General features: G+C 36.6%; 9 protein-coding genes. All 9 read left to right on the top strand.

All coding sequences use genetic code 11. The features are described 5' to 3' along the window. The first annotated feature begins 108 nt into the window (after window positions 1-108). The 9 genes from V6C11_RS04890 to V6C11_RS04850 all read left to right on the top strand — a co-directional run bounded on the left by V6C11_RS04890 (window position 109) and on the right by V6C11_RS04850 (window position 10,513). The gene (locus V6C11_RS04890) at window positions 109-723 is read left to right on the top strand and encodes a flavodoxin family protein (protein ID WP_333529969.1); all 615 of its coding nucleotides are present in this window, start codon (window positions 109-111) and stop codon (window positions 721-723) included. Window positions 724-778: 55 nt separating this feature from the next. Next, window positions 779-1,588, top strand: a complete 810-nt coding sequence (locus tag V6C11_RS04885; protein WP_333529967.1) for a lincosamide nucleotidyltransferase Lnu(B) — start codon at window positions 779-781, stop codon at window positions 1,586-1,588. 117 nt (window positions 1,589-1,705) lie between these two features. Beyond that, window positions 1,706-2,179 (top strand): flavodoxin, encoded by a 474-nt coding sequence (locus V6C11_RS04880; protein WP_333529966.1) that lies wholly within the window; start codon window positions 1,706-1,708, stop codon window positions 2,177-2,179. A gap of 263 nt (window positions 2,180-2,442) precedes the next feature. Continuing rightward, entirely contained in the window at window positions 2,443-3,591 is a 1,149-nt protein-coding gene (locus V6C11_RS04875) for a GGDEF domain-containing protein (protein ID WP_333529965.1), read from the top strand. Between the two features lie 261 nt (window positions 3,592-3,852). Beyond that, window positions 3,853-5,304 (top strand): DUF5050 domain-containing protein, encoded by a 1,452-nt coding sequence (locus V6C11_RS04870; protein ID WP_333529964.1) that lies wholly within the window; start codon window positions 3,853-3,855, stop codon window positions 5,302-5,304. 86 nt (window positions 5,305-5,390) lie between these two features. Then, on the top strand, window positions 5,391-5,885 hold the full coding sequence (locus tag V6C11_RS04865) for an HD domain-containing protein (RefSeq protein WP_333529963.1): 495 nt from the start codon (window positions 5,391-5,393) through the stop codon (window positions 5,883-5,885). Between the two features lie 330 nt (window positions 5,886-6,215). Continuing rightward, window positions 6,216-7,949 (top strand): ribosomal protection-like ABC-F family protein, encoded by a 1,734-nt coding sequence (abc-f, locus tag V6C11_RS04860; protein WP_333529962.1) that lies wholly within the window; start codon window positions 6,216-6,218, stop codon window positions 7,947-7,949. Window positions 7,950-8,105: 156 nt separating this feature from the next. Beyond that, the gene (locus V6C11_RS04855) at window positions 8,106-8,774 is read left to right on the top strand and encodes a response regulator transcription factor (protein WP_333529961.1); all 669 of its coding nucleotides are present in this window, start codon (window positions 8,106-8,108) and stop codon (window positions 8,772-8,774) included. A 2-nt stretch (window positions 8,775-8,776) separates the two neighbouring features. After that, window positions 8,777-10,513 carry a sensor histidine kinase gene (locus V6C11_RS04850; protein WP_333529960.1) on the top strand — a complete coding sequence of 579 codons (1,737 nt, stop codon included), beginning with the start codon at window positions 8,777-8,779 and terminating at the stop codon, window positions 10,511-10,513. Window positions 10,514-10,586: the final 73 nt, after the last annotated feature.

The following is a 10,586-nucleotide window of genomic DNA, read 5'->3' as shown; positions in this document are numbered from 1 at the left end:
GCTTGAATTCAGCACTGTATTGTTTCTTATGCTTTCCCATTAAACAGTTCCTCCTAGTTAGTTTTAATTTTACACTAAGCTAGGAAAAATCTCTATTTTGGTTGTCCTATTTTTATTCTAGCAGCATTACTTGTTCAAAAGGCTATAGAAACAGCTGGAGAGGGAGGCATCGAAACGGAGGTGATTTTTCTTGGCGATTATACTATAGCAGATTGTACTGGTTGTGAAGGTTGCAAAAATACTTATAAATGCGTTATTAATGATGATATGCAGAAAATATATCCACGGCTGCTTGAAGCAGATGCCGTTATAATAGGTTCCCCTACATATTTTTACAATGTATCGGCTTATGTAAAAGCCTTCATTGACAGGTGTTATTGTTTTGAAGTATTTGCAGAAGATGATCGTTCTGTCTGGATGGGAATCAATGAGGTGCTTGGGGGTAAATATGCGGTTGTTATAGCTGTATGCGAACAATATTCAGAAGCAGATATGGGACATACTGCCGAAACGATGGCAAAATCATTAGAGGCTTTAGGTTACAGGATAATAGATACAGTTAAAGCTTTAGGGTTATTTAAGCCAGGAGATGCCTTAAATGACGAAAGAATATTAGAGCAAGCAGCAAAAGCAGGAAAGAAGCTTGCAAAGACATTAATGTTAAGAAAAGAAATAGAAAAAACATTAAGCTCATGTAATGCTGACATACCTCTATGTTTTTGATATGACAAATTCTCTTTAAAAAGAAATATCGAAATTTAAGGAGAGAAAAGAAAGTATGCTAAAACAAGAAGAAATGATTTTAATGATACGAGATAAAGGGATAAAAGATGAAAGAATCGATTCTATATTGATGTATGGTTCTTTTACCCAGAGTTCGGGAGATAGATTTTCAGATATAGAATTTTATATTTTTGTGGATGATATTTACTATGAAGAATTTGATACTGAAAAGTGGATTTCATCTGCATATCCAATATATACTCATTTTTTTAATGAGTATGGCTCAGAAGTGGTGATATTTACTAACTTGATCCGTGGTGAATTTCATTTTTTACCTCGTAGTGAGATGACAATTATCGAATCCTTTGCAAGTGTGGGGTACTTTCCAGATATCAATTCGATGTGTCTCTGTGATAAAAATGGTAGCCTTCGAAAATCACTACGGGCTTTGCAAGATTGTAAAGTAGAAAGACAGACGGCAGAGAATGTTGAATTTGTATTCAATAACCTACTAAATGCAATTCTATTTGGCATAAATGTGTTTAAAAGAGGTGAATGGGCTCGTTCCTTAGAATGTTTATATTATTCTCAAAAATATTATTTACAACTAATAAGGTTACTCGAGAATAAAACAGAACATTGGGTAAATCCATTTAAAAGTTTGGAGAAGGAAATCTCAGTTTCTGCTTATGAAGCATACAGCAAATGCACAGCAAGCTTAGAACCATCGTCCATTTTATCTTCATATAAAAATTTACTGAAGGAAAGTAAGAATAATATCCATATCTTAAAGTCAAAATATAACATTACGAATTTTAATGAGTTAATAGATAAGATAGAAAAACATGTAGAATCTCAAATATAGTATTACTTATAACGAAAGGCTATAAATCTCTGTAGCCTTTCGTATTGTTCTTAGTAATGTGACACGAATTTTTATAAACAATTCGATAAATCGGAAGTTTACTAAAGGAGATACATATTGAACCATACACTGATTGTTTATTATTCGCTTTTCCAAAACACAAAAAATTTAGCATTAGAAATAGCAAAACAGACGGGTGGTACTTTAAGAGAATTAATTCCTGATAAGAATTATTCCTTTAATTATAATACGGCAGCTAAAGAAGTAAGAAATGAAATTTCTCGAGGATTTTGCCCTAAGCTAATATCTGGAAATGAGTCAATAGATGATTACCGGACAATATTCATAGGTACTCCTAACTGGTTTAAAACACTAGCCCCGCCAGTAATGAGCTTCATTAGGCAACACGATTTTACAGGCAAAATAGTAATTCCCTTTTGTACTCATGGGGGTGGTGGATTTTGCCAAATTGAAAATGATATAGCTAAAGCGTGCTCAAAATCCATCATTCTGCCTGGCATTGCTGTAAACGGTACGGTTACACCGAAAGAGGTCACAGATTGGCTTGGAACAATTGGATACCAATTATAATAAATTCTTAATGGCGCACGTGTATTGCAAGGTTATAGACGTTGAGATAATCTAGGATGACATAACGGGGTGTTTATGATAATCTAAACGGAAAGAAGACCGAAAGAAAGTTGTAGCTACTAAGAAACAAAAACAAAGAATTATTCTCAAACACCGTATGGCACACGATAAGCTATTGAAATATTAGATTGGTGGTGAAACATATAAAAAGCACTCCCCAAAAAAACTGGAGATTTCCAGTCATAAAGGAAGAAATTTTAAAAATGTTTCATGCTAATAATAGCGTGTTAGGTGAATGTGCACTTATTAATACCAACAGGATTTATTATTTATCAATTATTGCCATCCCGTTACGTATTATCAATATTTTTTTATTTACGTTAACGGTATCCCATGACACACTGGTTTTGAAGACGTGGAGCCAAGGGATTATTGCCTCTCATTTTATACTGCTTATTTTTATGATTGGTTTTTTTTTAACAACCCGTAAACTGAAAAACAGAAAAGAACCAAATACAACCATGTTCGTATTGCAATACATTGCGGTGATTGTTATTATGGCTTCTGGTATTGCTATCGTCACGCTTGATCAACTGGTAACGACTAATATCACACCTTTTTTATTAATTTGCCTTATCAGCGGAGTTGTTTTTTTAATTAAACCATTAATTTCCTTTATAATATATTTAACCTCGTATGTGGCGTATTATTATTTAATAGCGTTAACGATAACTAACCAGCAGGTGTTGCTTTCGAATCGAGTCAACGGAATTACTGCCGTTGGGCTTGGTTTCTTGCTTAGCATTATTCTATGGCATTATAATTACACCAATATAACCCAAAGGTGGCGCATTGAAAGGCAACAAAAACAATTGGAACAAATGGCATATTATGACCCACTTACTAGTTTACCGAATAGGCGCTTTTTTGACAAATTGATTAAACAAGAATTTTCTTCAATGCAACGCCAGGGTCATGAATCGGTTATTATAATTTTAGACATTGATAACTTTAAAAACGTTAATGATACATACGGTCATCCGGTAGGTGACAATATACTTAGGCAACTGGCCATTCTTTTGGCAAACAACGTTAGAGAATCAAATACTGTATCCCGGTTTGGTGGAGAAGAATTTGTTATCCTTATGCCCGAAACTTCTTTGGAAGAAGGATATGCCTTTGCCGAAAGACTAAGAAAATTAATTATGGAAGAAAGATTTATCATAGGGTCGATTAAATTACGAATTACTTCCAGCTTTGGTGTATCTTTACTAAGCGATATTAAAAGTGAAAGTTTAGAAGATTATTATTACCTTGCGGATAAAGCACTCTATTTGGCCAAACAATGCGGTAAGAATCGGGTTGAAATAGCTTGTGGAAGCGCGGAGATGGCAGATCCGGGTAAAAAATAGCCGCAAGGCAGCCCTTATAAACCTATATGGATAGGTCCTGAAGGAATGGAACGATTGCCTGGGGACATCGTTATTGATTTAAAAAATTATGTGCTTGCGTGGAAGGGTTCCATCATAGTAAAAAATTGGAACAAGGGTATGGTCTATTAATTTAAAAGACTGTACCCTGTTTTTGTTATTGATCAGGTCTTAGATTTATCAATGGAAAAATATGTTATAATGAACATTAGCAGGGTTTGCGAAATAAAAAGGAGCTAAAGGATGAAGAAAATACAAAACATTTTAACCCTTGTTATCAAAGGATCTATATATATTTATCTGCCCGTAATTTTGCTGCTTTTTATTATCTGCGAGGTTATTTTGGGAAGGGATATAAACTTATCCTGGAATGGAATCATTTTATATGCAGTTAGTATAGGTGTTTGGACCAAGAATTACATACACAGATTAGTGAAGGAAAAGGTTGTGGATTTTGAATATTTGGAAACCATCCTTAAAAAAGGCAGGTGGAAACTTCTTGAGCAGAAGGAAAACAGTTTATTGATAAAACCCGAGTTTGACTTTCCTTTTAGAATGTTAATTAAAGACACGGTACAAATACAGTATTCTGATAAAACTGCTATTATTGAAGGACCCTGGTACTATGTTAATGCTCTTGTAAATGATATTAGGGGAAAAAGTAGTATATGGACAAAGGGAGTTACAAGTATTGGAGCATTCGTACTGGTCATTGTTTTAGTAGCCATACCATTTTTGTTTGACGAAGGGGTTCTTTGGAGTTTGAGACTGAGTTACCACAATTCACAGGTGAAAGATGTTGAAATAATTGAAATTAAACCTCAAGGGGTACTTGGCAATACGAATGAGAATACAAACAATTATGGATTTGGAGTTGAAAATGAAGAGTATGTGTTCTATGTAGAAGACCATCTTAATCTTATAAGAGCAAGTAAAGATTTTCAAGATAAAAACTATCTAATCCAGAAAGCAAGTGGAACAGGTATAAGCAGACTTAATATAGCAGGCGATTGGATTTTCTATAGTAGTGGTAAAACACTTAACAGGATTAAGATTGATGGAACGGACAATCAAACAATATACAAATTGAGCTATCTTTCCGATATACATATGAAAGAAAATTGGATTTATTTTATTAACCCTTTTGATGTTTTTAATGTATATAGAATGGATATTAACGGTAGAAACCTTGAGAGATTCTTAAGGATTCAGGCTTCAGATATTGCCTTATATGGCGACAGACTGTTCTTCAGTCATGAAGGGGATGGCAATGGTTATGTTGAAAGCATAGGACTTGATGGAAACGATAGAAGAGTTGAGTGTCAAGTCTTTGCCAAAGACTTGACCATAAGGGAGGATTATTGCTATTTTATTGGGGAAGATTTTAGATTGAATCGGATTAAAGTAGACAAGAACGCTCAAAAACAGATTTTGGTAGATGAAAAGGTTTCATCTTATATAATTACTGATAATGGTATATTTTATTCCCTTCATTCTAAAGATGTAGGCTACCCAGGAGAGGGAGTTTACCGAATGGAGTTAGATGGTTCAGATCGGGCGCTTGTTTCAGACACTTACCATCTTGAGGGGTTTACTCATGTAGGAGAGTGGTTGTTATTCCATTCATCAGACAAAGAAGCACTTCCTGTCCTTAAAAAACTTAATATATTAACAGGTGCCATTGAAACAATTTGAATAGAAAATGTTGAGAAAACAATCGAAAAGAAATAAGCGTTGATAATTTAACAAAAATTTTAGCTTTGATTCTGTGGAGGTAATCTATGTTTAAAGAGAAAATTATTCGAGAGATGAAGGAAGTCTTCAAAGAAATTCCTTTCGGGGTGGAGCATACTCTTAAAGTATTGCAAAATGCAGAAGAAATAATGAAAGATGAAAATATTGGAGAAGAAGAAAAAGAATTAATCCGTATGGTAGCAATACTACATGATATTGGTGCCGTTGAAGCACAAAGAAAGTATGCTTCAATAGAGGGTGTTTATCAAGAGAAAGAGGGACCAGGGGTGGCACGAGAGATATTGAAAAAGGTAGGCTTTGACAAAAATATTGATAGGATATGCTTTATAATCGGTAATCATCATACACCTTCCAAAATTGATGGAATCGATTTTCAAATACAATGGGAAGCGGATTTGTTAGAAAATTTAACAGTAATGGATATACAAAAGCAACAGCAAGAAATAAAAAAATGTATAGATGATAATTTTAAAACAAGTACGGGAAAAAAGATTGCTTATGAGCGTTTTATTTTAGGTTAAAATCTTTGTTGTGCAAGTAGCAGGACTTATTTTTTGCTGGTTGTTCGATTAATTGTTTTTACTATATTTGCATTTAAAGTTTAATATGGTATTATTAACTTATCTCTAAAAACAGGAGGTGCAGAAAAGATGTGTAAAGCCGAATTAATTTTGATTAACCACAAATTTAATCGAGTAATTCAGGAGAAGGCACATCTTTATTGCTGACTGTTTTTATTTTGTTGTTCTGTAAATTCTGTAAATACAGTTAAGAAACAAAGGCGAGGATGTACTCCGTCGTCTTTTTTTGTGCCCTTCTCCGCAAATAATTGAAAAAGGAGAAGGGGCTAAATGAATATATTATTTGAGGGAATATTCAAGAGTTACCATGACAAGATGGTACTGGCAAACATTAGCGGTAGAATTGGTGATGGCGACAAAATTGGCTTTATTGGTAAAAACGGCATAGGGAAGACAGCACTTTCCAGAATTTTAGCTGGTTTGGAAAACCCGGATACGGGGAGCATTGAGTATGCTCCACAGAATACACGCATCGTTTATCTGCAACAATACCCGGCATTTGACCCGGGTGCTTCCGTGTACGAAGAGGTGTATAAAGAGGTTAGCAAAAATTGGGATGGGTATGAATCAATTGATACGATCGTGAAAAAATCGTTGCATCATATGGAAATCCATGAATCTTTATGGGGTCAGGAGGGTACAAGTTTAAGCGGCGGCGAAAAAACAAAGCTCATGCTTTGCAAAGTCCTTACAAGGGATTTTGATTTGTTGATACTTGATGAACCTACGAATCATTTGGATGGATCTAGCGCAGCGTCCTTGGAAAGGATTATCAAGCGAATCAAACAATCGGTTTTAATTATATCGCACAACAGATATTTGCTGGATCGTGTGGCAGACCGCATCTGGGAATTAACCGCCACTGGTTTAAAGACCTATAAAGGCAATTATTCAGCGTATAAAATACAAAAGGAAAACGAAGACAAACATACTGCCAGAGAATATAAAAAACAGCAATTGCGAATTAAACAATTAAAACAGGCCATCCGACATAGAAGAAACTGGCTGGCAAGCGCGCAAAAAAGTTCTGACTATAAAAATGCCGCCAAAACGCAGGCTAGCGCTATAAAGGCAAAGGAAAAAGAACTTGCCCGCTTAGTAAGTAATAGAATGGAAAAACCGTTGCACGTTTCGCTGCCGGCTTTTGATTTTATCAACAAACTGCATATTCAAAGCAACAAGCTATCCCCTGTTGTTGTACGGGCGAACCAAATATCCAGGGCTTTTGGAGATCATGTTGTGTTCCAAGACCTGTCATTTACGATTGGCAGAGGTGAAAAGATAGCCCTGTTGGGGGATAACGGAGCGGGTAAAACCACGCTCTTAAAAATACTATGTGGTGTTGACCGTTATTTTCAAGGTCAATTATCTTTAGATCCGAACCTTAAAATAGGCTACTTCTCTCAAGAATTTGAAGAGCTTAACGCTGATAAAAATATCCTTGATAACGTTATGGCTTCAAATAAATCAATAGAAGATATCCGAACCCTGCTTGCCTGCCTGCTTTTTAGGAAAAACGATGTTTTCAAGAAGATTAAAGGGTTGAGCATGGGAGAAAAAAGCAGAGTTACATTTGCCAGGCTGATTTTATCAGGCGCCAATTTTCTTGTTCTGGATGAACCTACCAACTATTTAGATATCGCTGCTAAGGAAAAAATCGAAGAAGTCTTAGAGAAATATGCGGGCGGTATTTTATTTGTTTCACATGATATCTATTTTGTACAAAGGATTGCCACTAAAGTCTTGCTTCTTGAGGATGGCTCACTGAAATGCTATGAAGGAAATTATGAGTATTACCTACGCAAGAGAAAAAATCAATGTACACAAAATAATGGCCAATTGGATTTAATAACAATTCGCAACCGTATCTTGCAACTTGAATGTGACTTAGCATGCATTGGTGGAAAATTGAATGATCGGTTAAGTGAGGAGGAGAAGAAAGGCCTTAATGAAGAGTATATGAGAAAAGCACGAGAACTGAAGGAGTTAAGGCAACGTATGTAATTTGCGTGTTGATTCAGTGGTAGCATGATAAGCATATATGAATGCTGCCTAGAGGCAAGTTTACGATATTCGTTAAGGAGTGACTGGTTTCCTGGCTGAGCACCTTCTCGTTAACAATTATAATTAAATTTGTAAGAATACAGATGGAGATATGGGATGAATAAAGTAATGGTTGTTGAAGATGAGGATATTTTACGTGAAGTGATCATGGACTATCTAATCGAGGATGGCTATCAGGTATTAGAGGCAGCGGATGGAGAAAAAGCATTAGAGCTATTTCAATCAAATTCTGTTGATTTAGTTATATTAGACATTGTTTTGCCGAAGGTTGACGGCTGGTCCGTATGCCGGAGAATACGAAAAAATTCCAGTGTCCCGATCATCATTTTAACTGCTCGTTCCGATGAGGATGACTCTCTTCTGGGCTATGAGCTGGGAGCGGATGATTATCTCATCAAACCATATAGTCCCCGTGTTTTAATGGCAAAAGTGAAACGATTTCTTGAAAAACACGCGGATACGATGGATGGAATGCTGCTATCCAGTGGCGGTGTTGTGATAAATATGGGAGCAAGACTTGTTACTGTAGAGAGTAATACAATTAATTTGACTCATACGGAATTTGAAATTCTTGCTTACTTAATGCAAAATGAAGGAATTGTAATTACCAGAGAGCAACTCATTTCCAAGATATGGGGTTATGACTTTTACGGTGATGAAAAGACAGTAAACAGTCATATCCGAAACCTGCGTGCCAAGCTAGGCAGCAAAGGCAGCCGTATTGTTACGGTTATCCGTTCAGGATATAAATTCGCAAAGGAATAGCTATGAAAAAAAGTATTGTTTTTAAATGGTTTGTGCTGACAACGCTATTATTCTCTTTGATGTTTTTATTTATTGGCATCACGCAAAATTACTTTTTTGAGAGATATTATATTAATAAAAAATCCGATATCCTCAAAATGCATATGAACGAGTACTTAGGCCTGGCAGCGAAAAAAGGGGCAGAAGCAGCATCCGAGAAACTATATAAGGATAACCATATTTGGATTACAAAATTGGATGAATATGGACGTATTTGGGATGTAGATAATTACTATATTGAAGTGAAATTGAAGAATGAATCCCAGGGTAATTTACGAATACCGATGTACTCCTTTGAAGGGGAATTCTCCTCCGATGTACTCTTTTCACTCAAGGTCGGCGATGAGGTGGTTATTGATACTGTTAATATAGTAAATGAAAGAATACCGTATCATATACAGACTAATTCAACGGGAGTCGTAAATTTAAACATTGCAAACAGGCTGCATGGCCCTCATGCCGATAAAGCCTATGATCACCTGAGCACGGGCCTATACAGAGGAACCGTAACAAAAACTGTATTTCCGGAACGAGCAGAGTATATTTCGTTTCCTTACCATGAACCTTTCTTTTTGAAACAGTTAAAGGAATTTCAAGTGGGTCTGCTGGCGAATACCTCGAAACCTCTTCAGCATACAGAAGAACGTAGGGCAATAGAAAATTTTGCGGAATATAAGGTAATCATTAAACCAGTTATTGAAAATGGGGCAACGGGATATATTTTTGCTATGACCTCCCTTCAGCCGGTAGATGAGGCCATAGCGGTCATGCGACAATTCTATCCTTACTATTTCGGATTTATTTTTTTGTATGTGATCGTTTTGGCATTTGTTTTTTCGAAGTGGCTAGCCAAACCGCTGATATCGATCAACCGCATTACAGGGCAAATAGCAAACCTGGATTTTAGGGAAAAGTTGCCGGTGCGTTCCGAGGATGAAATTGGTCAGTTATCTCAAAATATCAATGACTTGTCGAGCCGGATCGAAACGCATATTGATCAGCTGAAACAGGATCTTGATAAAGAGAAACAGTTGGAAAATACACGGAAGGAATTTATTGCCGGGGTATCTCATGAATTAAAAACGCCGCTTGCTGTTATGAAAAGTTGTCTATCCATTTTAAAAGACGGCATTGCAGTTAAAAAAAGGGAACATTATGTACAGGCGATGGACGATGAAATACAGCGGATGGATTTGCTGGTTGTTAATATGCTAGATCTGGCTAAGTTTAAATCCGGTACCTATCGGCCTGAAATGGCTCCTTTTGAAATCGATAAGGCGATCACCGAAGTATGCAGATCACTGGCTGAGCAGATACAGGAGAAAACCCTCTCCCTTACATTAAAACTTTGTCCTCAAATGGTAGTGGGGCATAAAGGGCTGATCAGTCGCGTGATTACTAATTTTCTCAGTAATGCCATCCAGCACACGGAGCAGGGACAGGCCATCATAATTACGGTAAGAGACAAGGGACAAACGGCGGAAATTAGCATAGAAAATCAGGGGAAGCCAATATCAGAGGAAGACAGGAAAAGGATATGGGACCAATTCTACCGTGCGGAGGCCAGGACAGCCAAGGCCGGTACGGGTCTGGGGCTCTCTATAGCGAAGGAAATCCTGGAACTTCATCAAGCGGTTTATGGTGTGGCAAATACGTCAGACGGCGTCCGCTTTTTCTTTGCATTGCCGGTACAGCCCTAAAGCATTGTTTTACGCTTAGCCCAATCATTTAATAGGTTACCCGCGGAACAGCTATGAAGGATACTTCATGGCT

Origin of the sequence: Desulfotomaculum sp. 1211_IL3151 (assembly GCF_036763075.1) — a bacterium.
In the GTDB taxonomy this organism is placed as follows: Bacteria; Bacillota; Desulfotomaculia; order Desulfotomaculales; family Desulfotomaculaceae; genus Desulfotomaculum.
Note: the sequence above shows the minus strand (reverse complement) of the source record. Positions and strands in the feature narration are given on the sequence as shown.

Excerpts from the sequence above, each read along its gene's own strand:
- V6C11_RS04865 (WP_333529963.1), top strand. The coding sequence starts at position 5,391 with ATGTTTAAAGAGAAAATTATTCGAGAGATGAAGGAAGTCTTCAAAGAA.
- V6C11_RS04850 (WP_333529960.1), top strand. The coding sequence starts at position 8,777 with ATGAAAAAAAGTATTGTTTTTAAATGGTTTGTGCTGACAACGCTATTA.
- V6C11_RS04870 (WP_333529964.1), top strand. The coding sequence starts at position 3,853 with ATGAAGAAAATACAAAACATTTTAACCCTTGTTATCAAAGGATCTATA.
- V6C11_RS04855 (WP_333529961.1), top strand. The coding sequence starts at position 8,106 with ATGAATAAAGTAATGGTTGTTGAAGATGAGGATATTTTACGTGAAGTG.
- abc-f (WP_333529962.1), top strand. The coding sequence starts at position 6,216 with ATGAATATATTATTTGAGGGAATATTCAAGAGTTACCATGACAAGATG.
- V6C11_RS04885 (WP_333529967.1), top strand. The coding sequence starts at position 779 with ATGCTAAAACAAGAAGAAATGATTTTAATGATACGAGATAAAGGGATA.
- V6C11_RS04875 (WP_333529965.1), top strand. The coding sequence starts at position 2,443 with ATGTTTCATGCTAATAATAGCGTGTTAGGTGAATGTGCACTTATTAAT.